Below are 23,108 nucleotides of genomic sequence, written 5' to 3' on the forward strand. Positions count from 1 at the left end.
GTCCGTCCAGTGCCCGGAACACAGAGATCGAGAAAGCCTGACACGGGTTGTCAGGTTTTTGGGGCAGGGTCGTCGGCATGGCAGACAAACCACTGACAGGCAAGGTTGCCCTCGTGGCGGGGGCCACGCGCGGCGCCGGGCGGCAGATCGCGGTGCAGCTCGGGGCGGCCGGCGCGACCGTTTACGCGACCGGGCGGAGCACGCGCGGCAAACGGTCGGAGATGGACCGGCCCGAGACGATCGAGGAGACGGCCGAGCTGGTCACCGCGGCCGGCGGCACGGGTATCGCGGTCGCCGCCGACCACCTCGTCGGAGAGCAGGTCGGGGCGCTCGTACAGCGGATCGACGACGAGCAGGGCCGGCTCGACGTGCTGGTCAACGACGTGTGGGGCGGAGACCCCCTGGTCACCTGGCACAAACCGGTGTGGGAGCAGTCGCTCGACAACGGGTTCCGGCTGCTGCGGCTGGCGATCGACACCCACATAACCTCCGCGCACTTCGCGATGCCGCTGCTCATCCGCGAGCCGGGCGGCCTGGTGATCGAGGTGGGTGACGGCACCACCGCCTACAACCAGGACAACTACCGGCTGTCGGTCTTCTACGACCTGGCCAAGGTGTCGGTCAACCGGCTCGCGTACGCCTGGTCGCGGGAACTTGCCCCGCACGGCGGCACGGCGGTGGCCGTCACCCCGGGCTGGTTGCGCTCCGAGATGATGCTCGAGCACTTCGGCGTGACCGAGGACAACTGGCTCGACGCGACGGCCAAGGAACCCCATTTCGCCATCTCGGAGTCGCCCGCGTACGTGGGCCGGGCCGTGGCCGCCCTGGCCGCCGACCCCGACCGGGCGCGCTGGAACGGCAGGTCGACCTCCAGCGGCGAGCTGGCGCAGGTGTACGGGTTCACCGACCTCGACGGCAGCCGCCCCGACGCGTGGCGTTATCTGGTCGAGGTGCAGGACCCGGGCAAACCCGCCGACGTGACCGGCTACCGCTGAGGCCGTCGACCCTGGCGGCGGGCGGCCGTCGGCTCCGGCGCCGGGCGGCCGTCAGCTCCGGCGCCGGGCGGCCGTCGACTTCGAGGCCGGGCGGCCGTCGCTGAGGCGGTCGGCCCCGGGCGGCTATCGGTACAGCTCGGCCGTTCTGGCGGCGGCCTCGGCCATCCGGGCACGCAGCGAGGCCGGCTCGAGCACCTCCACATGCGGGCCGAGCCGCAGCATGTACGAGTAGGCGACGTCGAGTGACTCCACCCGCAGCCGGGTCCGGACCCACCCGTCCGGGTCCGGCTGCTCCGCCTGCTTCACGGCCTCGTCCAGCGCGACGGTCTCGGCGACGAACCGCAGCACCCGTACACCGTCGGGGCTGAGCCGGATCGTGATGACCTCGCGCAGCATCTGCCGCACGAACTCCACGGCGCGCTCCGCCCAGAACTCCGGCAGCGCGAACGCCGCGTCCCGCCCGAACAGCCGCCCGGTCGGGGTGACCTCGGTGATCCGGTCGACGCGGTAGGTGCGCAGGTCCGCCCCCACCTTGCCGACCAGATACCAAACCCCGTTCTTGAGGACGAGCCCGTACGGGGAGACCGTGCGCGTCACCACGTCGTGCCGCCGGTAGCCCATCGTCAGTTCCTGGTCGTGCCACACGGCCTGGGCCAGCTCGGCCAGCACCGGCGGCGTCTCCGGATCCTGGAACCATCCCGGCGCGTCGAGATGAAACCGCTGCCCCGCCCGCTCCGAGGCCTCCTGCAGTCCCGCCGGCAGCGCCGCCAGGATCTTGAGCCGGGCCGCCTGCGCCGCCTCGGTCATCCCCATCTCGCGGGCCGGCCCCGGCAGCCCGGCGAGGAACAACGCCTCGGCCTCGGCCCGCGACAAGCCGGTCAGCCGCGTCCGATACCCGTCGACGAGCCGATACCCACCGACCCGTCCCTGCTCGGCGTAGACCGGCACGCCCGCCGCCGACAGCGCCACCACATCGCGATAGACGGTCCGCTCCGACACCTCGAGCTCGGCCGCCAGCTCAGCCGCGGTCATGCTCCCCCGCGCCTGCAACAACAGCACCAGGTTGATCAGCCGAGCCGCCCGCACATCCCCATTCTCCCCACAGCGCCGCCGTCACCCGTGACCACGCCCGCGACTCCTCCCCACACCGCCGCCACCCGTGGCCACACCCGGCGACGCGGCGAACGGGTTTTCGGGCGCAACCACGCACGCAGATCGGAGCGAAGCGACCTCGGCGGGAGCTGCGGTCCGTCACCCACCACCCCGCTACGACAGCTTGAATTTGACCTTGATCTTGCAGTTGACCTTGATCTTGCAGTTGACCTTGATCTTCGCCGTTCTCAGCGTCTCCCCCGTCTTGCTCGCACGTAGTCGTCCACCACGTACCTCCCCAGTTCCTCGGCGTCCGGGCTGAAGACGCGGCCGCCGTTGCGTTCCGCGACCCTCGCGACGAACCTCTGCAGGCCCGGGTCCTCACCGAGCATGAAGAAGTTGAGCGTGGCGCCGTAGCGGGTCAGGTGGTCGACCTCGTGGATCGTGGCGCGGATGGTTTCGGGCAGCGGCGGCCACCAGAAGTACGACTCGCCGTCCTCCAGGTGCGCCGTGGGCTCGCCGTCGGTGACGACCAGCACGACCGGCTCGGCGCCGGGGTGGCGGCGCAGGTGACGGCCGGCCAGGTTGAGGGCGTGCTGCAGGTTGGTGCCCTTTTCCATGCTCGGCTCGATGGCGGCGAGCTGCCCCTGGGAGAGCGTCGACGCGTACGGGCCGAAGCCGATGATCTGCAGCGAGTCCTGCGGGAACTGGGTCGCGACCAGGTGGGACAACGCCAGCGCGGTCTGTTTCATCGGGCCCCAGCGGCCGTCGGCGAACATCGAGTAGGAGAGGTCGACCAGCAGCGCGACCGCCGCGGACGCCCGTCGTTCGGTTTCGGCGACCTCGAAGTCCTCGGGTTCCAGGCGGACGGGCAGGACGCCCACCCCGCCGTTGCCGGCGCGGCGCCGGACCGCGTTGCCGATGGTGCGCACCACGTCGAGGGGCTGTTCGTCGCCGAACTCCCAGCGCCGCGACGAGCCGATCAGGTCGCCCGCCGCGCCGGCGTCGCGCAGGTCGTGCTGCCCCTGTTTGCGGCCGGACAGGTCGTCGAAGACCTGAGCCAACGCCGTACGCCCGAGCCGGCGCAACGCCTTGGGCGAGAGCGTCAGACCTTCGGCGTCCCGCGTCACCCACCCCTGCCGGGTCAGCTCACGTTCCAGCTCCCGCAGCCGCCGCACGTCGTCGGCCGCGCCCCGGCCGAGCTGACGTTCCACCATTTCGACGTCCACGTCGTCGAGCGTGGCCCCAGGGTGTTCCTGCCCGAGCTGGTCGAGCAGCTCGTCGAGTTCGCCGATCTCGCCCAGGGCCGAGGCGGCGTCGCCGTAGCCGAGGTCGTTGGGGCCTTTCATCCGTTCGCCCCGGCCCCAGTTGAGCTGGGGCCGCAGCGCCCGCAGGTTGTCGGTGAGCTGCGCGAGCTGCCCCCGCAGCGGGCCGTCGCCGAGCGCCTGGTCCATGAGCCGGGACAGTTCTTCCTGCTGCTGCGGGCTGAGCGAGCGCATCAGCCGCTCGGCCGCCGCGGCCCGCCGGGCCAGCGAGTCGATCAGTTCCTCGACGTTCTGCGGGTTCTCCGGGAAGAACTGGCCGTGTTTGGCCATGAACTGCTGGAACGCGTCGCCGGTGTCCTCGCCGCGGGCGTGCTTGGCGAGAAGGTCGTTGAGGTCGGACACCATCTCGTTGACGCCGTCGAAGTTGCCCCGTTCCAGGGCCTGTTTCATGCCCGCGAACCGCTGCTCGACCACCTCGCGCCGCAGCCCGTCGAGGATCTGCTGGTAGAGCTGCCGGGCCTCGTCGGACGCCCAGTTGTAGTCGGACAGCTCCTCGACGGCCCGGGAGGTCGAACGCGGCAGGTTGTCGAGGACCGCCTCGGCGAAGCGGGACTCGTCGTCGTCGCGACCGCGCAGCTCGTCGCGTTCGGTGGCAATGGCCTGGTCCAGCAACTGCTGGGCCCGGGTGACGGCGCCGTCGAGGTTGCCTCGGCGCAACGCTTCCCGGCGCATCCGGCGGGCGCGGTCGCGCAGCTCGTCGAGCCCGCGACCGGCCCGGGGGCCGCGCCGGATCAGGTCGCGCAGCACGTCACGCAGGTTGTCGCCCTCGAGGACCCGCTCGCCGACCTCGTCGACGGCGGCCCGCACGTCGTAGGGCGGGGCGAGCGGGTCGGGCCCGTCCCGCCAGGCGCCGTACCGGAAACGATTGCCCGCCATGTCAGCTCCCGTAGAGGGTGCGGCCGTCGTCGGTCAGCTCCTTGGCCAGCCGGCGCGTGAGGTGCAGCCCCTCCAGCACGAACTCGATGCCCGCCGCGGCCTGCCCCGGGGTGGGGGCGTCGCCGAGGCCGAGCCGGTCGAGCACCTTGGCCAGGCCGGGCACGGTGCCGATCTGGGCCAGCAGCTCGTCGGCGCTGACCAGGTCGCCCGTCTCGATGATGGCGCCCTCGGCGACCAGCTCGGTGAAGCCGGACAGGTCGAGCCCGGCCAGCCGGTCGCGGAACGTCTCGGCCGTCGCGACCCGCAGCAGGTGGGCCAGCACCTCGGTCTCGCGGCCCTCTTCCCCGCTCTCGAACTCGACCTTGCCCCGCAGCGTGGAGGTCACCGACACCGTGTCGCAGATGCGGGCCACCGCCTCGCGTTCCTGGCGCAGGCCGCTGCGCCGCAGGGCGCTCGCCGCGACGGTCTCGGCGGCGGCGATCGCGAACCGGGCCGAGATGCCCGAGCGGGCGTCCACCGACGGCGACTCGCGGACCGCCCGGGTGTAGCGGGCCAGCACGTCGAGCAGGTGGTCGGGCACGGTCGCGACCAGCTCGGCCTCCTGCCGGATGAGCGCGGTCTCGAGCGCCAGGTCGACCGGATAATGCGTACGGATCTCGGCGCCGAACCTGTCCTTGAGCGGCGTGATGATGCGGCCGCGGTTGGTGTAGTCCTCGGGGTTGGCCGACGCCACGAGCAGCAGGTCGAGCGGCAGGCGCAGCTGGTAGCCGCGGACCTGGATGTCGCGTTCCTCGAGCACGTTGAGCAGCGACACCTGGATGCGCTCGGCCAGGTCGGGCAGCTCGTTGACGGCGAAGATGCCCCGGTTGGTGCGCGGGACCAGGCCGAAGTGGATGGTGTCGGGGTCGCCCAGGGCCCGGCCCTCGGCCACCTTGATCGGGTCGACGTCGCCGATCAGGTCGCCGACGCTGGTGTCGGGGGTGGCGAGTTTCTCGCCGTACCGCTCGGAGCGGTGCACCCACGAGATCGGCAGCAGATCACCGGTATCGGCGACCAGTCTGCGCGACGCCGGGGTGAGCGGGTGATACGGATGTTCGCGCAGCTCGGAGCCGGTGATGGCGGGCGTCCACTCGTCGAGCAGGCCGATCAGCCCGCGGATGAGCCGGGTCTTGCCCTGGCCGCGCTCACCGAGCAGGACCATGTCGTGGCCGGCCAGCAGGGCCCGCTCGACCTCGGGCAGGACGGTGTCGTCGTAGCCCACGATGCCGGGGAAGCGCGGGCCGCCGTCGCGCAGGCGGGCCAGCAGGTTGTCGCGCAGCTCCTGCTTCACGGTCTTGAACTCGTGGCCCGAGGCGCGAAGCTCGCCCAGGGTGCGCGGAAGGTCGGACGGGGGTGTGATCGCGGTTGGTGCATCTGTCACCGCACGAACGCTACTCCGCCAGTGTGACAACTTGCCGCCCCTTCGGCCCGCCCCGCCCGCTCACCGGCGCCGCAACCGGGCTGCCCCGCCAACCGGGCCTGCCCCGCCCACCCAGGGGGCTGACCACCACCCGATCGAATCTACCGTCCGCGGCTGGGAATCCTGCTGGTTGTCCACAGGCCGTCACCACGCGAAACGGAGTCGTCCACAGGCCCGGAAACGGGCTGGCGCCCGGCCCGCCGGCGCGGCAGGCTTTCCCGCATGGCGACCATCGAGCGATACGCGGCCTTCACCGACGACCCTGCGGGCGGCAACCCGGCCGGGGTGGTGCGTGACGCGGCCGACCTTGACGACGCGGCGATGCTGAAGATCGCGGCCGAGGTGGGGTATTCGGAGACCGCGTTCATCACCGCCGACAAGGGCGCCGGGCACTACCGGGTGCGGTATTTCAGCCCGCTGGCCGAGGTGCCGTTCTGCGGGCACGCCACGGTGGCCACGGCCGTCGCGCTGGGGCCGGGTGATCACATCTTCACCACCAACGCCGGTGAGGTGCCGGTGACCGTCGACCAGGAGGGCCGCGCCACCCTCACCAGCGTGCCGCCGACGATTCGTGAGCTGCCCGAGCCCACGCTGAAAGCGCTGCTCACCGCCCTGCGCTGGGAGGAGGACGACCTCGACCCGGCCTTCCCGCCCCAGGTGGCGTACGCGGGGGCGCATCACCCCGTGCTGGCGGCGCGCACCCGGCAGCGGCTGGCCGAGCTCGACTACGACTTCGAGGCGCTCAAGGGGCTGATGCTGGCGCAGGACTGGACGACCGTCCAGCTGATCTTCCGGACCGGCCCGGCGAGCTTCGACGTGCGCGATCCGTTCCCGGTCGGCGGCGTGGTGGAGGACCCGGCGACCGGGGCCGCGGCGGCCGCGCTGGGCGGATACCTGCGTGCGCTCGGGCTGGTCGGCGAGGAGGCGACGATCGAGCTGCGGCAGGGCGACGACCTGGGCCGGCCGAGCCGCATCACCGTACGGCTGGTCGAGCGCGACCCGGGCGTGCGGGTCAGCGGGCGGGCGGTGCCGATGACCGCCTGAGCAGAGCCGCCGCCGGGAGGCGAGCCCGGCCCGGGGCTGGCGGGGCCCGGGGCGAGCCCGGCCCGGGGCTGGCGGGGCCCGGGGCTGGCGGGGCCCGGGGCTGGCGGGGCCCGGGGCTGGCTGGGCCCGGGGCTGAGGCGGCCCGCAGAGCTGCGGCCTGGGCTGACGCGGCCCGCAGACTGGCGTGGCCCGGGCTGACGCGGCCGCAGAGCTGACGCAGCCCGGGCTGACGCGGCCGCAGAGCTGACGCAGCCCGGGGCTGACGCGGCCGCAGAGCTGACGCAGCCGCAGAGCTGACGCAGCCGCAGAGCTGACGCAGCCGCAGAGCTGACGCGGCCCGGGGCTGACGCGGCCCGCAGACTGGCGCGGTCAGGAAGAGAGCCGCCGCCGGGGAGCCGGGCGCAGCCGCGGGAGTGCCGACCGCCTAGGATCGGAGCGAGATGAGCGCCACCCTGATTGCCCGTGATCTCGCCGCCGGGCACGGCGACCGCGTCCTGTTCTCCGGGCTCGACCTCGTGGTCGCGCCGGGCGACGTCATCGGCCTGGTCGGTGTCAACGGGGCGGGCAAGACGACCCTGTTGCGGACGCTGGCCGGGCTCGTCCCGGTCGAGAGCGGCGCAGTGTCGCTCAGCCCGCCCAGCGCGAACGTCGGATACCTGCCGCAGGAGCGGGAGCGCCGCGAGGGCGAGACCGTCCGCGACTTCCTGGCCCGCCGCACGGGGGTGGGGCCGGCCCAGCGGCAGCTCGACATCGCGACCGAGCGGCTGACGGCGGGAGCGAAGGGCGCCGACGACGAATACTCCACGGCGTTGGAGCGGTGGCTCGACCTGGGCGGCGCCGACCTCGACGAGCGGGCCGAGCAGGTGGCCGCCGAGCTCGGCCTGAGTGTCGGGCTCGGCCACCCGATGACGGCGCTCTCGGGTGGGCAGGCGGCGCGCGCGGGCATGGCGTCGCTGCTGCTGAGCAGGTACGACGTGTTCCTGCTCGACGAGCCCACCAACGACCTCGACCTGGACGGGCTGCGCCGGCTGGAGGAGTTCGTCGGCGGGCTGCGGGCGGGCACGCTGCTGGTCAGCCACGACCGCGAGTTCCTCACCCGTACGGTCACCGAGGTCCTCGAACTTGACCTCGCCCAGCAGCGGGTGAACCTGTACGGCGGCGGGTACGCGTCCTACCTGGAGGAACGGGAGCGGGCGCGGCGGCAGGCCCGCGAGGACTTCCAGGAGTACGCCGACAAGAAGGAAGACCTGCTCGACCGGGCCCGGATGCAGCGCGCCTGGATGGAGAAGGGCGTCAAGAACGCGCGCCGCAAGTCGCCCGACAACGACAAGATCGGTAAGGCGTACCGGGCCGAGTCGAGCGAGAAGCAGGCGGCCAAGGCGCGCCAGACCGAGAAGCTGATCGAGCGGCTCGAGGTGGTGGAGGAACCGCGCAAGGAGTGGGAGCTGCGGATGGAGATCGCCGCAGCGCCCCGCTCGGGCTCGGTCGTGGCGACCCTGCGCGACGCCGTGGTGCGCCGTGGGGAGTTCCAGCTCGGGCCGGTCACGCTGCAGATCGATTGGGCCGACCGGGTTGCGATCACCGGCGCCAACGGGTCCGGCAAGTCGACTTTGCTCGCGGCGATCCTGGGCCGGCTGCCACTCGACGAGGGCTCGGCCCATCTCGGCTCCGGTGTCGTCGTGGGCGAGATCGATCAGGCCCGTGGGCTGTTCCTGGGTGACAAGCCGCTGATGAGGGCGTTCGGTGAGGCGGTGCCCGAGCTCAGCGACGCCGACGTGCGCACGTTGCTGGCGAAGTTCGGGCTGCGGTCGGCGCACGTGCCCCGGCCGGCCGCGAGCCTGTCGCCGGGTGAACGCACCCGCGCGGCGCTGGCGCTGCTGCAGGCGCGGGGCGTCAACCTGCTGGTCCTCGACGAGCCGACCAACCACCTCGATCTGGCCGCGATCGAGCAACTGGAATCGGCCCTGACCTCGTACGCGGGAACGCTTTTGCTGGTCACCCACGACCGGCGGATGCTGGAGGCGGTCACCACCACGCGGCATCTGGAGGTGGCCGACGGCAAGGTGACCGGATGATCATGGGCCCGCATGCTTGAGAACTGTGTGGACGGGGGACCCTACCGTGGGCCAGGTGGATAGGAGTGCCGATGCCGTCGATGCGTGGGTTCGTGGTGGCGGTCGCCGCCGGGCTGGGTCTGCTGCTCGGTGGGTGCACGATCGTGCCGCTGGAGGACGACCGGCAGGAACGGCGTCGCAGCACCGGTGACACGGTGACCCCGGCGCTGCGCGACGTGGAGCGGTTCTGGACGGCCCAGTTCGGCCAGATCTCCGGCGGAGAGAAGTTCACCCCGGTGCGGGGCGGCTACTTCCCGTACACGGAGGCCGATCCACCGCCCGCGTGCGGGGGCCAGGAGTTCGAGTACCAGCCGAACGCCTTCTACTGCCCGCCCGACGACTTCATCGCCTGGGACGCCCAGCAGCTCATCCCCCAGCTCGAGGACGACTACGGCCCGCTGCTGGTCGGCGTGGTCATGGCCCACGAGTACGGGCACGCCATCCAGGCCCGCATCGGCGCCGGCAACGAGCCGACGGTCGTGCTCGAGCAGCAGGCCGACTGCTACGCCGGAGCGTGGATGGCCGAGGTGCTGGCCGGCAGGTCCACGGCGTTCAAGGACATCACCGCGGCCCAGCTCGATGACGCCGTGGCCGGTGTGCTGACGCTGCGCGACCAACCGGGCACCCCGGCGCTGGCCGAGGGCGCGCACGGCAACGCGTTCGACCGCATCCGGGCGTTGCAGGACGGGGTCGAGGAGGGCGTGACAACCTGCGCCGGCTACAACCGGCGGAACCTGCCGGTCACCGAGGTGCCGTTCACCAGCCTCGAGGACGCCCAGACCGGCGGGAACCTCGCCTACGACCAGGCGTTGTCACTGCTGGCCGACGACGCCCAGTCGTATTGGCAGCGCGTGTATCCGCGGCTGGCCGGCGCGCAGTGGGCCGACCTGCCGGTCCAGCCGTTCCGGGCTGGGAGCCCGCCGGAGTGCGCGCGGCCGGACGCCTCGGCCGAGGGGCGCGCCTTCTACTGCCCCGACGGCGACTTCGTGGCGTTCGACAGCACCGAGCTGGGCCCGGCCCTGCATCAGCGGATCGGGGACTTCGCCCTCGGCATGCTGATGGGCGACCTGTTCGCCCGCGCCGCCCAGGACCGCCGCGGCGAGCCGACCCGCACCGAGCAGGGCCAGCTCACCGTCGACTGCCTGGCCGGGTCGTGGACCAACGACCTGCTGACCCGCGACCGCGACAGCCGGGTCAGCCTCTCCCCCGGCGACCTCGACGAGGCGGTGCAGGCGCTGCTCGCCTTCGGCCGGGCCGGCGAGGGCGAGGGACCGACCGCGTTCGACCGGATCGCCGCCTACCGCGAGGGCACACTCAAGGGGCTGGCCGCCTGCACCGGCTAGGCGCACCGGCGGCGTGCTTCGCGTCGGCCCGGTGCGGTGGCTGGACAGCCGCGATCAGGGCGGTCAACGCGTCGGCGATCTCACCGAGGCCCTCGTGGGGCGGGCCGGCGGGTTCGGTCATGTAGGTGTCGCGGCGGATCTCGACCATGAGGGCGGTGACCGCTTCGTCCCGGCCGTGGTGGGTCAGCGGGATGTAGGCGCCGGCGAACGGGGTGTTGACCGCCGTCTCGTAGCCGGCGAACGCGGTGCGGGCCTCGTCGAGCAGGGCCGGCGGGGTGTGGAAGTCGTCGGCGCCCAGGCAGATCTGCGGGCGGGGGCCGTCGCCGTGCAGCTCGTAGGGCAGCCGCAGCGTGGGATAGGAGTGCACGTCGACGATCACGGCGCGTCCCGTGGCGGCCAGCCTCTCGGTCACGAGGTCCGAGATCGCTTTCCCGTACGGGTGGAAGTGCTCGTCGATCAGCGCCTGGTCATCGGCCGAGGCGCGTAATCTGCGGCCCGCGTAACCGTGGGTGTAGACCGCCCCCATGCCCGCAGCGCGCATCTCCTCGCGCTCGTCGGGGAAGCGCTCCGGATCCACGACCAGGCGCGACAACCCGTTGGCGAAGGTCCACGGGCGTACGGGGGAACCGCCGGCCGCCCGCAGCGCGATGAGATCGGTGTGCGCGTCGGTCAGGTTGTCGAGCTCGTCGGACAGTTCCGCGTCGTCCACCAGCAGGCCGGCCCGGGCCCGTTCGGTGAGCTCCCGTGACGCGTGCGGCACGTGGAGGATCACCGGCGAGCCCGGGTCGCCCGGCAGAACGTGGAAGACCACCTTACTCGGCGAGCGCGGAGCACACCGTGTTGACGATCAGGCGGGTCACGACGTACGGGTCGCAGTTGGCGTTGGGCCGGCGGTCCTCGATGTAACCCTTGCCGTCCCGCTCGACCTGCCACGGGATGCGCACCGAGGCGCCGCGGTCGGAGACGCCGTAGCTGTACTTGCTCCACGGCGCGGTCTCGTGCATGCCGGTGAGGCGGTGCTCGATGTCGGCGCCGTACCCGGCGATGTGCTCGGCGACCTTGCCCTCGGCGCCCATCGACTCGGCCGCCTTGACGATCGCCTTGTAGTTCGCGCGCATCGCCTTGGTGGAGAAGTTGGTGTGCGCGCCGGCGCCGTTCCAGTCGCCCTTGACCGGCTTGGGGTCCAGGGTGGCCGAGACGTTGTAGTCCTCGGCGACGCGGTAGAGCAGCCACCGGGCGATCCACAGCTCGTCGGCGACCTGGGGCGCGGCGACCGGGCCGATCTGGAACTCCCACTGGCCGGGCATGACCTCGGCGTTGATGCCGGACAGGTGCAGGCCGGCCTCGAGGCAGAGGTCCATGTGGGCCTCGACGATGGCCCGGCCGAAGACCTCGTCGGAGCCGACGCCGCAGTAGTAGCCCCCCTGCGGGGCCGGGAAGCCGCCGCCGATCGGGAAGCCGAGCGGGCGGCCGTCCTTGAAGAACGTGTACTCCTGCTCGATGCCGAAAATCGGCTCCTGGTCGGCGAACTTGTCCGCGACCTCGGCGCACGCGGCGCGGGTGTTGCTCGGGTGCGGGGTGCCGTCGATCAGCAGCACCTCGCACATGACCAGCACGTTCTTGCCGCCGCGGATCGGGTCGGGGCAGACGAACACCGGCTTGAGCACGCAGTCGGACTTGTCGCCGGGCGCCTGGTTGGTGCTGGAGCCGTCGAAGCCCCAGATCGGCAGCTCCGCGCCGTCCTCGACGATCTTGGTCTTCGAGCGCAGCTTCGCGGTCGGCTGCGTGCCGTCGACCCAGATGTATTCAGCCTTGAACGGCAAAGCGATCTCCTTGCAGAAGGGCGTTCCGGACGCGCAGAAGGCTACCGATGGTGGGTCACTCTCAGTGCCCTCCGAGCGTGAGAGGATCACCACGCTCCGGATTAACACGGGGGAAACACTGGTAGTTACGCGGATTTCGTCCGGATGGGAGCCATTACGCAGCGCCACGGTGGTCGAGGCCCCGGCCGCCGGTTCCCGGCTGAGCGCAGTACGCTCCGGGGATGACGGTGCGGGACGCCTATCCGGTGCCGCTCCCGGTCGTCGCCCTCGTCGCGTCGGCCGGTGGCATCGAGGCGCTCACCCACGTGCTGGCGCCCCTGCCACCCGGCCTGCCGGCGGCGGTGATCGTGGCCCTGCACCAGGATCCGATCCGGGTCAGCTACCTCCGCGAGATCCTCGCCCGCACGACGAGCCTGCCGATCGCGGTCGCCCACGACAAGGCGCCGATGACGCCGGGCCGTGTGCTGGTGGTCCCGCCCGGCTACCACCTTCTCGTCACCTCCGAGGCCCGGGTCGGCCTGATCGCGACCGGCCCGATCCCCCCGGCCCGGCCGTCGGCCGACCTGCTGCTCTGCACGCTGGCGGTCACCTGCGGCGCCCGCGCGCTGGCGGTCATCCTCAGCGGCATGGGTCACGACGGGCAGGCGGGCGTCCGGGCCGTGGCCCAGTGCGGCGGCATTGTCCTGGCGCAGGACGCGGCGACCGCTCACTTCCCGTCCATGCCCGCGGCGGCCGTGACGACGGGCGCCGTCCATCAGGTTCTGCCGCTCGACGACATCGCCGAAGCCATCGTCAAGCACGTCACCGCCGGACGATAGCCGACACCGTCCCTTTTGGGGCATTGATGACGCTCCGCAACGGGGTGATCACGTGGCACTATGCCAGGCATGACGGTGTCGGCGCAGGGCTGGCGGGTCGGGATCAGCATCGGCTCGGCCTCGACGGTGGCGATGCTGCGCGCGCCGGGGATGCGGCCCCGGCCCATCCTGGCCGGGGGCTCGCCCCGCATGCCCTCGTCGGCCGACCCGGTCTATCCCGGCCACCGTGACCCGCTGTGGGCGGGCTCGATGCTGCCGCAGCACCTCGCCCGCATCGCCCACGAGGTGCACCGGGCCGCGGGCGCCGAACCCGTCGAGACCACCGTCGGCTGCCCGCCCGAATGGGAGAACAGCAGGCGGTCGGCGCTGGCCGAGGCGGTCACCCGGGCCGGTCTCGGCGGCGTCGAGGTGGCCGGCGAGGTCACCGCGGCTGCGGCCTGCCTGACCTCGATGGACGGCGCCGCCGTGCCGCCCGGCGGTCTGCTGCTGGTCTTCGACGCCGGCGCCAGCAGCTGCGACGCGGGCCTGCTGCGCCGCACGGCCGACGGGTTCGAGACGGTGGCGTTCGAGACGGTCGACGGCTCCGGGGGCATCCAGCTCGACACCGGCCTGGTCGAGTTCCTCGGCGCCCGGATTGCGGCCGGGGACAAGACGCTCTGGCACCGCCTGATGGATCCGCTCACCCCCGTCGACCGGGCCGCCCGCCTGCTGCTGTGGGAGGAGGTGCGCGCGCTCAAACACCGGTTGTCCACGGAACCGGAGGCGACGCTGAGCGTTCCGCTGGCCGACACCGGGCTGACGGTGACGCGGGAGGAGTTCGAGGCGCTGGCCCGGCCGGTGTTCGACCGGGCCCTGCGGGTGACCCGCGAGGTGCTCGGCCCCGCGGCCGTGTCGGCGGTCTTCCTGGCCGGCGGGTCGAGCCGCATCCCGCTGCTGGGCCGGCTCCTCACCGAGCTCACCGGCCGCGAGCCGATCACCGTGAAGGATCCTGACCTCGTGGTGGCCGAGGGCTGCGCGCTGCTGGAACGCCGGCAGGCGCCGCTGATCGACGACGACGTGCAGTTCACCGTGTACCGTCCGCTGCGGCTGCCGCCCGGCCGGTGGGAGTCGATGCTGGTGTTCGCGCACAAGCCCGGCCCGGCGGGCGAGGTGCACGAACGGGCCGAGCGCTCCTTCGCGGGCGAAAACCCTTCCCCCCGTACGGTGGACTCCCGCCGCCCGCCGGCCCCCGGCGCCCGCCTCCGGGTCGTGCCCGAACTGCCCGGAGTGGAATGCCACCCGCCCGAGCACGTCCTCGACCGGCACGAGCCCGTGCAGGAGCTCGCCTTCCGCCTGCGGGTGGCCCCGACAGCGCCCGAGGTGGTCCGCGGCTTCGTCCGCGTCTGGTGCGGCCCGGTCGTCATCGGCGAGGTCTCGCTGGCCCTGCCGGTCACGCTCGGCGACGTGCCCGTCGAGCGCCGGCCCGAGCCGATCCGCCGGTACCGCAAGATCTTCCCGTCCTACTCGGGCCGTGACCGGGCCGTGGCCGAGGACTTCGCGGTGGCCGCCCGCGCCCTCGGTGACCAGTACCTTCAGGACGTGGTGACCCTGCGTTCCGGTGAGCAGTGGAGCCCCCGCCTGCTCGAACTGATCGAGGAAGCCGACATCTTCCAGCTTTTCTGGTCGAACAATTCCATGATCTCGGATTATTGCCGCGCGGAATGGGAATACGCGCTGGGCCTGGGACGGCCGTCGTTCGTCCGGTCGTTCTACTGGGAGGATCCGCTTCCGGAGGCGCCCCATCTGGGGTTGCCCCCGGCGGAACTGCGCCGCCTGCACTTCGCGAGAGTGCCCGTCGCCGTGGCGGCCCCGGATCCGCCCCGTGCCGCCGCGGCCGAACCTGCGGCGTCCGCCCCGGGTGCACCGACGTGGAGCCCGCCACCCCCTGCTGCTCCACGGTCGCCGGCGCCGGCACCCGATCCGGCGCCGGCGGCATGTCTGCGGGTGGTGCGGGCCGACGGCGAGACCACGACGTACGGGCTGCCCCGGCAACGCGCCACGATCATCGGCACGGCCGTCAACGCCGACCTGCGCCTCACCGACCTGTACGCGAGCCGCCGCCACGCCGAGATCACCCCGGTACGCGGGCGGTTCCTGGTCGACGATCTCGGCAGCACGAACGGCACCACCCTCAACGGCCGCCGGGTCCGCGGACGGGAACCGCTGCGCCCCGGCGACGTGATCGGCGTGGGCAAGACCCGCCTCGAGTTCTCCGAGCCCGCCGACGTCCCCGCCACCCCGCCCGCCGCGGCCCCGCCCCCGGCAGCCCCGGCGAACCGTGCTTCGGCCGGGCTCGTCACCACGGGCGCCGCGCTGGCGGTGGCCGGCGTCGGATGGTGGCTGCTCAGCCCGTACGCGGGAACGGTTGTGGGTCTGATCGCGCTGGTGGTGGGGCTGATCCTCGTGGCGGCCGGGCTGAGGAGGCACTGAGATGCAGATCCGGCCCGCGGCGGGGGCGGCGGACACCACGCACGTACGGGATCTGGTCGACAGCGCCTTCACGCCCTACATCCCGCGGCTCGGGCACAAGCCCAAGCCGATGACCGCCGACTACGACACGATCGTGGCGTCCGGCCGCTGCTGGGTGGCCGTCGACGCGGGCGAGATCGTGGGCATGCTGCACCTGGAGACCGCCGGCGACCACCTCGAGGTCGAGACGGTGGCCGTCGCGCCCGGCACGCAGGCGCGCGGGGTGGGCGGGCGGCTGCTGGCCTTCGCCGAGCAGCGGGCCCGCGACCAGGGCCTGCCGGAGGTGCGGTTGTGCACCAGCAGGACGATGACCGAGAACATCGCGTACTACCCGCGGCGCGGCTACCGCGAGACCCACCGCGACGCCGAGCGGGTCTTCTTCGCCAAGACCGTCTGATCAGTTGGCCGCTGCCTCGCGGGGCCGCGATCAGCCGCTGCCACGCGGGCCGCGATCAGCCGCTGCCTCGCGGGGGCGCGATCAGCCACTGCCTCGCGGGTCGCAATCAGTCGCTGCCGAAATCGATGGCGAAGGCGCCCGCCTCGATCCGGGCGATCAGCTCGCCGACGTCGGCGGTCTGCTGGAACGTCGTCTCCCAGCCCTCGCTGGCGAGATCGGCCAGCCGGACCGGCGCCGGGTCCCGGCGCAGATCGAGCACAAGCTGCTCGCGCGAACCGTCGCCGCCGATGATGGCGATGCCCGGGTGGCTCGCGACCGTGTCCCGCCAGGCGTCGTGCAGCTCGATCATCTCGCGCGGCGAGTGCAGCGAGATGTAGGTGCCGCTCTTGTCCAGCCAGCCGCTGTGCAGCCAGGAGCCACCCTGCAGGTAGGCACGCCAGGCGGCCGGCAGCGGGGTGCCCAGCATGGCCTCGGCCTCGGCGAACTCGTCGTCGCCGACCGGGCCGCGGAAGTCGGCCTCCTCGCTGATCACCCCCGCCAGGCGACCGTCGGACGGGTCGACCTCGACGCGCGTCACGTAGCCGACGCCCTCCGCGGGCACCAGCGACTCGCGGACTGTCCGGGTCGCTTCCTCCCGGCCCACCAGCGGTTGACCGCCCAGGTCACCGGGCCACGACCGCCAGCCGCACCCGGCCACAAGGTCGAGTTCGGCCTGACTGGTGGGACGCCAAAGCGTGACAGTGTCGATGAGCCCGACCTTACCGGCGAATCGGATGACTGTTCTGAAAAGCGAGCCGTTCGTCGGCTTTGTCACCGAGGGCCGTGACGTGGTCGTCAAACGTCAAGAAAAGTCCCACGGCTCGCGCTCAGCACCGAGCGCCGGACAGCATCCGACCCGCACCGGCGCCACCCGGGGTCGGCGGCGCGACCGGGTGCACGGTTAGATGGAGCGCGAACCGACACCTGAGGGGGTACAGCGTGCCGACGCCGTTCACCGTCGCACGAGCCGAAGCCGGGCTCCTGGCCCATTTTCCCGACGTCGTACGGCTGCCCGACGGCCGTCTGCTCGCCACCTATCGCGAGGGCGCCGGGCACGTACGATCCGACGGGCGGATCTGCCTGGTCGAGAGCACCGACGGCGGCGAGACGTGGTCGCAGCCGTGGGTGGCCGTCGACGGCGATTTCGACGACCGCGACCCGAAACTGGGGGTGCGCGCCGACGGCACGGTGCTGCTGAGCTACTTCGTGATCGACTGGAGCACCACGCCGCTGCACACCACCCACGGCACGTACGTGCACAGCAGCACCGACGGCGGGCGTACGTGGAGCGAGCCCATCCCGGTCGGCACGTCCATGATCGACGAGGGCGGACGGCTCACCCCGGCGGTGCCCACGTGGGCGGCCTCGCACGGCGGGGCGGTCGAGCTGCCCACCGGCGACGTGTTGCTGCCCCTGTACGGCCGTCTCCCCGGCGAGAAGTGGCAGCGCGCGACAGTGGTGCGCAGCACGGACGGCGGGCGCACGTGGCCGGCCGAGTCCGAGGTGCTGCTGGCCGAGGGCGACGGCGTGCACTACCAGGAGCCGACGCTGACCGTGCTCGACGACGGCACCGTGGTCGCGCTGATCCGCACGACGGCCGACCGGGCGTGGATCTGCCGTTCCACCGACCACGGCCACACGTGGAGCGAGGCCCAGCCGACCGACATGCCGGCCTCCTCCCACCACGCGCTGACGCTGAGCACCGGCGAGGTCCTGGTGACGTACGGGGATCTGTCGCCCCGTTTCTCCGAGCACCGCGACACGGTCGGCCGGCTGGTCCGCGACCCGGCCAAGACGTGGGACGGCTACCCGGACGTGCAGCTCTACGACTCCGGCCACCCCGACCAGGCCAACCCGTCCAGTGTCGAGGTCGCGCCGGGGCGGTTCCTGACGGTGAGCTTCGACGTGCGCGAGGCCACGGTCGTCGGCTTCTTCACCACGCCGGCGGACTATCCGGGCTGACCCCGAACCCGGGCAATCGGATTCGCGAGCAGCCGTCCGGTGGCGCTCGTGGCCGCCGTCGATCCGTTTCTCGACCGGTTCCGCGACGACCCCGCGACTCGTGCCACCTGCACCGAGACCCTGCGGCGGCTGCGCGAAACCGCCGGGGATCAGCTGCCGGTCGCAGAGCTCACCCGGAGATCTACGAGCAGACGATGGCCCGCCGGGCCTCCGGCGCCGCGAACACCTGGAACAAAGTACTTGTCCGGGCTGACCTCGTTCACCGCCTGTTGTGGCCGCCAGGGCCGGCCGGCAACCGACCCCGGTCGGCGCCTGGAGACCTCCGCCCGCATCACCGCCGAGAACGACGAGCACCACCGGCGGCGCCGCAGCTGACCTTGCGTCCCACATAGCGGGGGAACGAAAAACGGCGGCCGCCGCCTGGCAGCCAGGTGGCGCCCTGAATCAACTGCTTTCCGTTGTTTTTCGTCTGGTAGCTACGCCGCACCTGTTTGACGGAGTTCGGTGGAGCCTTGCCGGAAGCCGGCGGCGTCGCCGTGACCGGCGACAGCCGTCAACACCGGTGCGACCGCTCCTGTCGGCCTGACGCCGCGGCGGGGAGAACATGTCAGCGCCAAAACCTTCAGCTCCGCGTCCAGCCGCGGCAACTCCCGGGCATTCACCATGCTCGACGCAAAGCCCAACCGCACAGCGTCAGCAGCGCCGGGCAGCGGGCGATCACACGTTCCGCCCCCGCCGCCTCGCTCACCGGGTCAGCAGGCCGTCGCCGGACAGCAGGAGGGTTGAGGCTGCGGCCGCTGCGGTCAGGGCGAGGACGGCGGCGCCGCGCCAACCGGGCCGGCCGGGGCGGGACGGCAGGAAGCACGCGGTGGCGGCGACGGCCAGGGTCAGCACGGCCAGCATGGTCAGCGGGCGGGTCACGTAGACGCGGGCGGCGGCGACGGGATCGTCCCAGTCGGACAGGTAACGCAGCAGCACCCCGGCCGTGACAGTCAGCGCAGCGGCCGGGGCGGCGATCAGCGCGTCGGCCAGCCCGGCGGCGCCGCGTAACAGGAGCAGCAGCACGGTCAGGGTGATGGCTGCCGTGGCGGAGGCCCACCAGTCGCGCTGGGCTTCCGGATAGAGGTCGAGGGCGGCGAGCGGGGTCAGCCAGCGCGCGGCCAGCGTGAGCAGACCGGCCAGCAGGCCCAGCAACGCGGCGCGGGAGGACGCAGCGGCGACCGCCAACGCCACGACTGTGACCGTGGCGGGGGTCAGCCAGGCGGAACCGAAACCGGCGGTCCAGAGGACGGCGGCCGCGGCGGGCAGATCGGTCTGCACGGCCAGGGCCTGCTGGGCGGCCATTCCGAACCCGATCCAAAGGGCGCCGGCGAAGACGGCCGTGCCGAGCGCGAGGACCACCGGCCACGGGCGGCGGCGACAGGACAGGGCCAGCACGCAACCGGCGGCGCCGCCCAGGGCGAGCGGGACGTAGAGGACGGCCCACCAGTCGATGGTCCAGTCGCCGGCCAGCGATCGGGGGTCCAGGTTGACGAGCAGGCCGGTGAGTGCGCCCGCCAGCAAGCCGAGCGTGGCCGCCCGGGGCGGGCCGGTGAGCGTGCCGGCCGCCGACCCGAGCGCGGCCGCCGGAGAGGGGCCGGTAACCGTGCCGGCCGCCGGAGAGGGGCCGGTAAGCGTGCCGGCCGCCGACCCGAGCGCGGCCCCCGGGGAGGGGCCGATGAGCGTGCCGGCCGCGGGCGCCCGGGGCGGGCCCGCTTCTGCGGCGCGGCGCCACATGGCCAGGCCCCAGGTCGCCACGAGCAGGGCACCCGCCGCCAGTCCCGCGACGAGCTGCGGGTACGGCTCGAGCGCGGTGCCGAGAAGCGCGGAAAGCAGGATCTGGCTGCCGGCGGACCAGATGTTCACGGCCAGCACACCGGCGACCCACGCCACCAGGGCGGGCATGCCGAGCAGCCGTGCGGGCTCACGCAGCACGGCCACCCGCCGCGCGGGCTGTGGGTGGGTGGCGAGCAGACGCCTCGCACGCGTGGAGTGGGCCGCCGGGTGGTGGGTGGGCGCCAGCAGCGTCCGGAGGGCGTCGGCGGAGCCCGCTCGGGCGGCGTGGTGGTCGGCCTCCAGCTCGCGGTCGCGCATGACGGCCCGGGTCAGCAGGTAGCCGGCCGTCCAGAGCAGGGCGGCGCGCACGCCGTAGCGGAGCCAGAACGGGAAGTCGTTCAGGCCGTCCCGGAACGGGGCCACGAGCAGCGGCACGGCCATGACCACTGGCAGCGCCCACAACAGGCCCCTCGTCAGCCACACCAGCGTCACGTCACCGGCGGCGGCGTGGGCTGTCTCGTGGCGGAGCACCGCGTCCAGGTGGTCGGCGGGCAGGCGGCGGGCGCCGGGCGGCAGGACGATCCGGGTGGCGCCGGAGGATCGTACGGTGAAGGGCTCCCGCAGGGTGAACGGGCCGAACTCGACCACCGGAGGGCGCCGGACGCCCAGCCCGGCGGCGATCTCGGCGGCACGGGCGGTGAAGGGGGCGGGGCGTCGCGGGCCCAGCCGCCGCAGCAGCAGGCGGGGCTGGAGACGGGCCAGCAGCAGGGCCGCCGCGAGGGTGAGAAGGGCGCCGGCCGCGGCGAAGAGGGCGTAACGGTGTTCCACGCCCGCGCGGCAGGAGTTGACGACGGGCGCGCGGCGCAGGGGGTCGCCGGGGAACTGGGCAGCGGCGTCCCGGAAGCAGGCGACCGTCACGTCACGCCAGTCCAGCCCCACGGTGAGGTGGTGGGTGAGCTGCCCGGCCAGCGCGCCACCCAGCAGCAGCACCACCATGATCAGCAGGTAGCGGCCACGGGTCGCGGAGGGCGGACGGCGGACGGCCGCGCCGGTCACGACGCGTCCGGCCCGCCGGACGGCCGCCGCTCATCCGCCGCACCCGCGCCACCGGACGAGCCCGCTTCATCCGGGCCGAGGTTCGGCACGGGACCGGAGGACAGGCCGCGCTCCCCCGCAGCAGCGGGCCCGTCGAGAGGGGCCGAGCCGCGCAGGCGCAGGGCGCCGATCACGGCCTCGGCCAGGTGCTGGGCCTCCGCACCGGGCAGGGATTCGGCGGCCCGGGAACGGATCAGCAGGTAGATCTCGCGTTCCTGCTCGGGGGTCAGCGCGGCGGCCCCCGGCCGGCGGTCACGGCGGAAGACCGCGGCCAGCCTTTCCTTGGTGGCTCGGCTCAGTTCCTCGCCGGCCGCGGTGAACACGGCGGTGACCAGCAGGGACACGGCGGACAGGACGGTCGGGACGATCGACGCGAACTCGACGCCCATGCCGACCGGCGGCCGCAGGACCCGGCCGGGCGGGCCGGTGGTGCGGAACCAGTCGGCGGCGGTGTCGAAGTCGTCCAGCTCGGCGGGGTAGGTCTCGCGCACGACCGTCTCCCCGAGCGCCAGCACCTCGTCCCAGTGTTGATCCACGTTTCCTCCACAGTCGACACCCGAGATTATGGCGGGCCGCACGAAGGCCCGCGGCGGACCCTCAACTGCGGGGGCGGGCAACCGATTCTTGGGGGTCCTCGACCTCGAGGCTTGTCGAACAGGAGACCCGTACCCGTGATCGTGTTGTGGGTTCTTGTGACCGTTGGTGCCGCTGTGGCCGCGTACGGGGCCGGGTCGGTCCGGCGGGGGAAACGCGACCGGCTGGAACTGGACGCGGTGCGCGCCGCCCTGACGGCGCAGGCCGAGCAGCGCGAACGGGACATCGAGGAGCTGCGTTCCGAGCGGGCGAGCCGGCTGGCCGGCGCTCAGCAGGAACAGAGCAGGAACAACCACCGGCTGCGGCGGCGCGCCCGGGAGGCCATCGACGAGTCGGGCGCGGTCATCACCGAGCGGCTGCAGGACGTGGTCGAGCAGGTCGGCGCCGCCCGTGAGGCGGCCACGGCCACGCACGGCCGGGTCGCCACGACCAGCCGGGCGGCCGCGGTGATGGTGAGCCGGGCCCGCTCGGCCGACGCGTCCGCGACCAAGCTGAACGCGAGCCTGCACCAGGTGGCCGGGATCGCCGGGGTGATCGGCGAGATCGCGTCGCAGACCCGGATGCTGGCCCTGAACGCCACCATCGAGGCGGCTCGGGCCGGCGCCGCCGGAAAGGGCTTCGCGGTGGTGGCCGACGAGGTCAAGTCCCTCGCGACCACGACGGCCGAGTCGACCGAGCAGATCGCGGCAACGGTCGCGGCGCTGGAGGCCGACGTGGCCGAGATGGGCGGCACGCTGACGGCGATCATCGGCGGCGTGGCCGAGATCGAGCAGGCCATGGGGCTGCTCGGGGGCATCGCCGACAACCAGCACCGGATCGTCGAACGGCTGAACAGCACGGTCGGCGCGACGATGGAGCAGATCCAGGACCTGTCCGAGGTCGCCGAGCGTCTGGAGCGCCGCCGCAACGAGCGCACGGCCGCCAACGGGCCGGTGACCGTACAGGTGGCGGGCCGCTCCCCCGTGCAGGGGCAGCTGATCGACGTGAGCGCGGACGGGCTGGGCTGTCTGCTGCCGCGCGGCGCCGCCGTGTCGGTCGGCGACCGGGTCACCGTCACTGTCGGGCTGTCCGGCGCGACGTTCGAGGCAGGCGCCGACGTGGTCCGGCGGGCCGACCGTACGAACGGGAGTGAGCTGGGCCTGCACCTGACCTCGGTCCCCGCCGCGGCGCAGCGCCAGATCGAGTCGTACGTGGCCGCCTGATCACGATTCCGGGAAGACCTGCGACACCATGGTCAGCAGGGTGGCGGCGAGCAGCCGGTGCACCTGGGCCCGGGTGAGCACGCCGCGCTGCAGCCACTCGCGGGCGGTCGACACGGCCAGACCGACGTAGGACCGGGCCATCGCGTGCTGCGCCGGGTTCGCGGCGTCCAGGCCGGCGGCGGTCAGGACGGCGTCGGCGGCACCGTCGATGGCCTCGGCGATGACCCGGTCGACGTCGGTGTCGCCGGCCATGCCGCCGGCGGTGATCGCGGCCAGCCAGGAGCGGCTGTGCCGGGAGACGACGTCGAGGAACCAGCTGACGATCGCGTCGACGCGGGTCGGCAGGTCGCCGTCGGGCAGCCCGGCGACGGCGACCTCGGGGACGGTCAGCATCACCCGGATGACCTCGAGGTACAGGTCTTTCTTGGTGCCGAAGTAGTGGTTGACCAGGCCGCGGGCGACCCCGGCGGCCCGGGCGACGTCGGTGGTCGACACGCCGGCGTAGCCCCGTTCGCCGAACAGTCGCACGGCCACCGACAGGATCTGCGCGCGCCGGGCGTCGGGTTCGAGGCGCCGGCGCGGTCCGGCCTCCACACTCATCGTGCGG

Annotated in this window: 19 protein-coding genes; 10 read left to right on the forward strand and 9 right to left on the reverse strand. The window is 72.9% G+C overall.

Going from position 1 to position 23,108, the window contains the following annotated elements; translation table 11 throughout:
* Window positions 1-77 precede the first annotated feature (77 nt).
* Complete coding sequence (locus tag C8E87_RS37265) at window positions 78-995, forward strand: SDR family oxidoreductase (RefSeq protein WP_133878080.1); 918 nt, start codon at window positions 78-80, stop codon at window positions 993-995.
* A gap of 123 nt (window positions 996-1,118) precedes the next feature.
* Here the strand turns inward: C8E87_RS37265 and C8E87_RS37270 are convergent, their stop codons facing one another.
* From C8E87_RS37270 to C8E87_RS37280, 3 genes are all read right to left on the reverse strand, one after another.
* The gene (locus C8E87_RS37270) at window positions 1,119-2,081 is read right to left on the reverse strand and encodes a helix-turn-helix transcriptional regulator (protein WP_133878081.1); all 963 of its coding nucleotides are present in this window, start codon (window positions 2,079-2,081) and stop codon (window positions 1,119-1,121) included.
* 254 nt (window positions 2,082-2,335) lie between these two features.
* Window positions 2,336-4,288: a vWA domain-containing protein gene (locus C8E87_RS37275; RefSeq protein ID WP_133878082.1), complete on the reverse strand. Its 1,953-nt coding sequence runs from the start codon at window positions 4,286-4,288 to the stop codon at window positions 2,336-2,338.
* 1 nt (window position 4,289) lies between these two features.
* Complete coding sequence (locus C8E87_RS37280) at window positions 4,290-5,708, reverse strand: sigma 54-interacting transcriptional regulator (RefSeq protein WP_133878083.1); 1,419 nt, start codon at window positions 5,706-5,708, stop codon at window positions 4,290-4,292.
* A gap of 261 nt (window positions 5,709-5,969) precedes the next feature.
* Here C8E87_RS37280 and C8E87_RS37285 point away from each other — a divergent pair, with 261 nt between their 5' ends.
* The 3 genes from C8E87_RS37285 (at window position 5,970) to C8E87_RS37295 (ending at window position 10,248) form a co-directional block, all read left to right on the forward strand.
* Complete coding sequence (locus C8E87_RS37285) at window positions 5,970-6,791, forward strand: PhzF family phenazine biosynthesis protein (protein ID WP_133878084.1); 822 nt, start codon at window positions 5,970-5,972, stop codon at window positions 6,789-6,791.
* A 440-nt stretch (window positions 6,792-7,231) separates the two neighbouring features.
* Window positions 7,232-8,866, forward strand: coding sequence for an ABC-F family ATP-binding cassette domain-containing protein (locus tag C8E87_RS37290; RefSeq protein ID WP_133878085.1), 1,635 nt, complete (start codon window positions 7,232-7,234; stop codon window positions 8,864-8,866).
* 71 nt (window positions 8,867-8,937) lie between these two features.
* Complete coding sequence (locus C8E87_RS37295; RefSeq protein WP_239080101.1) at window positions 8,938-10,248, forward strand: neutral zinc metallopeptidase; 1,311 nt, start codon at window positions 8,938-8,940, stop codon at window positions 10,246-10,248.
* Here C8E87_RS37295 and C8E87_RS37300 read toward each other — a convergent pair.
* Together C8E87_RS37300 and glnII are read right to left on the reverse strand one after the other, a co-directional pair.
* Entirely contained in the window at window positions 10,220-11,059 is an 840-nt protein-coding gene (locus C8E87_RS37300; RefSeq protein ID WP_133878086.1) for an N-formylglutamate amidohydrolase, read from the reverse strand. The genes C8E87_RS37295 and C8E87_RS37300 overlap by 29 nt on opposite strands.
* 1 nt (window position 11,060) lies before the next feature.
* Window positions 11,061-12,071 (reverse strand): glutamine synthetase, encoded by a 1,011-nt coding sequence (gene glnII, locus C8E87_RS37305; protein ID WP_133878087.1) that lies wholly within the window; start codon window positions 12,069-12,071, stop codon window positions 11,061-11,063.
* Between the two features lie 221 nt (window positions 12,072-12,292).
* Here glnII and C8E87_RS37310 point away from each other — a divergent pair, with 221 nt between their 5' ends.
* The 3 genes from C8E87_RS37310 (at window position 12,293) to C8E87_RS37320 (ending at window position 15,794) form a co-directional block, all read left to right on the forward strand.
* A complete protein-coding gene (locus C8E87_RS37310; RefSeq protein ID WP_203720582.1) occupies window positions 12,293-12,889 on the forward strand; it encodes a chemotaxis protein CheB in 597 nt (198 codons plus the stop codon).
* A 69-nt stretch (window positions 12,890-12,958) separates the two neighbouring features.
* The gene (locus tag C8E87_RS37315; RefSeq protein ID WP_166661403.1) at window positions 12,959-15,358 is read left to right on the forward strand and encodes an Hsp70 family protein; all 2,400 of its coding nucleotides are present in this window, start codon (window positions 12,959-12,961) and stop codon (window positions 15,356-15,358) included.
* A gap of 1 nt (window position 15,359) precedes the next feature.
* Window positions 15,360-15,794, forward strand: coding sequence for a GNAT family N-acetyltransferase (locus tag C8E87_RS37320; RefSeq protein WP_133878089.1), 435 nt, complete (start codon window positions 15,360-15,362; stop codon window positions 15,792-15,794).
* A 106-nt stretch (window positions 15,795-15,900) separates the two neighbouring features.
* Here the strand turns inward: C8E87_RS37320 and C8E87_RS37325 are convergent, their stop codons facing one another.
* The gene (locus C8E87_RS37325) at window positions 15,901-16,608 is read right to left on the reverse strand and encodes an SMI1/KNR4 family protein (protein ID WP_133878090.1); all 708 of its coding nucleotides are present in this window, start codon (window positions 16,606-16,608) and stop codon (window positions 15,901-15,903) included.
* 164 nt (window positions 16,609-16,772) lie between these two features.
* Here C8E87_RS37325 and C8E87_RS37330 point away from each other — a divergent pair, with 164 nt between their 5' ends.
* Complete coding sequence (locus C8E87_RS37330; protein ID WP_166661404.1) at window positions 16,773-17,795, forward strand: sialidase family protein; 1,023 nt, start codon at window positions 16,773-16,775, stop codon at window positions 17,793-17,795.
* A 39-nt stretch (window positions 17,796-17,834) separates the two neighbouring features.
* On the forward strand, window positions 17,835-18,170 hold the full coding sequence (locus C8E87_RS37335; RefSeq protein WP_239080102.1) for a hypothetical protein: 336 nt from the start codon (window positions 17,835-17,837) through the stop codon (window positions 18,168-18,170).
* 369 nt (window positions 18,171-18,539) lie between these two features.
* On the opposite strand, the gene C8E87_RS37340 is transcribed toward C8E87_RS37335, so the two are convergent.
* Both C8E87_RS37340 and C8E87_RS37345 read right to left on the reverse strand, forming a co-directional pair.
* Entirely contained in the window at window positions 18,540-20,666 is a 2,127-nt protein-coding gene (locus C8E87_RS37340) for a M48 family metalloprotease (RefSeq protein ID WP_133878092.1), read from the reverse strand.
* The gene (locus tag C8E87_RS37345; protein WP_133878093.1) at window positions 20,663-21,241 is read right to left on the reverse strand and encodes a hypothetical protein; all 579 of its coding nucleotides are present in this window, start codon (window positions 21,239-21,241) and stop codon (window positions 20,663-20,665) included. Before C8E87_RS37345 ends, C8E87_RS37340 begins: the two co-directional genes overlap by 4 nt.
* Before the next feature lie 156 nt (window positions 21,242-21,397).
* Between C8E87_RS37345 and C8E87_RS37350 the strand changes: the two genes are divergently transcribed.
* Window positions 21,398-22,501, forward strand: coding sequence for a methyl-accepting chemotaxis protein (locus tag C8E87_RS37350; protein WP_239080103.1), 1,104 nt, complete (start codon window positions 21,398-21,400; stop codon window positions 22,499-22,501).
* Here C8E87_RS37350 and C8E87_RS37355 read toward each other — a convergent pair whose 3' ends face one another.
* Window positions 22,502-23,101, reverse strand: coding sequence for a TetR/AcrR family transcriptional regulator (locus C8E87_RS37355; protein ID WP_133878094.1), 600 nt, complete (start codon window positions 23,099-23,101; stop codon window positions 22,502-22,504).
* Between the last annotated feature and the right edge of the window lie 7 nt (window positions 23,102-23,108).

The organism is Paractinoplanes brasiliensis, assembly GCF_004362215.1.
In the GTDB taxonomy this organism is placed as follows: domain Bacteria; phylum Actinomycetota; class Actinomycetes; order Mycobacteriales; family Micromonosporaceae; genus Actinoplanes; species Actinoplanes brasiliensis.